The following is a 1,194-nucleotide window of genomic DNA, read 5'->3' on the forward strand; positions in this document are numbered from 1 at the left end:
GGATACCGTCAACTGCGAGGCGGGCCTTCGAAGGCTCCGTAACGGCAGAGAGCGCGGACAGTCTCTCGAGCAAAACGGCCGGCGGAGCTCATCCACCGCCGGCCATCTTACGCTGCCTTGGGCTGGGGGGCTGATTAGGCAGCGATAACCGTGGCCGCAAGCCTGCCGAACGGCGGTTAATAACCCACTAACCGATTCGGGCGGGCTCCGGATCATTCAAAGGCCGGAAATGGGCGGACTTGCGTCTTCAGGCGAGCCCCAGCGCAGCATGGACCTGGGGCGGCCAAAATGTTCGGATGGGGACGATCAAAGAAGTCGGTTCTAGCCTCTGCCGAAAAGGCTATAGGCGATCTCTTCGAACCTCTGACGCTCCTGTCAGCCCTCGACAGGCTGCTTCCGCTGTACCTCAAGGAAACCGATGAAGGCCGGTTGGTTTACCCTGACTGCAAGCGTGGACTGGGCGACACCGACGGGAATGTGCGTGCCATCTGGGAGCACACGCGGCTCGAAGCCTGCCGCTACGTGATGATGGTGCCGCGGCGCTACGTAGATCTTTTGGTCAGCGCCGTCCGCTAGGCCGAAATGATGGATGCCTTTCTCAGGCAGGCTCCGCACGAAGAAACCGTCGCCGACTTCAAGGGCGTTCCTGTTGTCGATTATCCAGTTGCGATCATGGCGGGCCTGAATCGGCTCGATCATTGCGCCTTCATCGGCGGCGTCGACCCTGACAAGTTCAGCCGAACGAGACGAGACTTTCGACGGCTCGTGGTGCTCGCGCAGCAATGGTGGCTGCTGCTATGAGATGCTTGCGAACTGTCAGGTCCCGCCGCTGATGTTCTATCTCATGTGGCAGAGCTATACGCGCTTGGCCAAGGAGATCGCGATTGCGGCGATATACGGCTCCTCGCTCGATCGCGCCATCGAGCTCGACCGGCAGCATCTTCAAACGACACTCGGTTCGCAGCCCGACAAAATGCAACCTGCGCTCTCTGCTCTGAGCGAAACCGCAGCCAGATTAAAAGACGCTTCTGATCCAGACGATTTGGGCCGTCGATAATAGCGCCGCGGCTCGGGCGCTTAGGTCAAGGGCGAAACGAGCTCGACTGGGCAGTCAAATCTTTGCGAAAGGCTGGTCGAAGAAGAGCGGAACGTCCTGAAGATCTTCGGCCCGTTCCACCGCAAGCCTCGAATAGT

General features: G+C 59.8%; 2 protein-coding genes. One reads left to right on the forward strand and one right to left on the reverse strand.

The window, feature by feature from the left end; genetic code table 11:
- Positions 1-375: 375 nt before the first annotated feature.
- Positions 376-783 (reverse strand): hypothetical protein, encoded by a 408-nt coding sequence (locus tag XF30_RS37605; protein ID WP_146207640.1) that lies wholly within the window; start codon positions 781-783, stop codon positions 376-378.
- A gap of 49 nt (positions 784-832) precedes the next feature.
- Here XF30_RS37605 and XF30_RS00240 point away from each other — a divergent pair, with 49 nt between their 5' ends.
- Entirely contained in the window at positions 833-1,057 is a 225-nt protein-coding gene (locus XF30_RS00240; protein ID WP_146207641.1) for a hypothetical protein, read from the forward strand.
- Positions 1,058-1,194: the final 137 nt, after the last annotated feature.

This window comes from Bradyrhizobium sp. SUTN9-2, from assembly GCF_003122645.1.
Taxonomy (GTDB): domain Bacteria; phylum Pseudomonadota; class Alphaproteobacteria; order Rhizobiales; family Xanthobacteraceae; genus Bradyrhizobium; species Bradyrhizobium yuanmingense.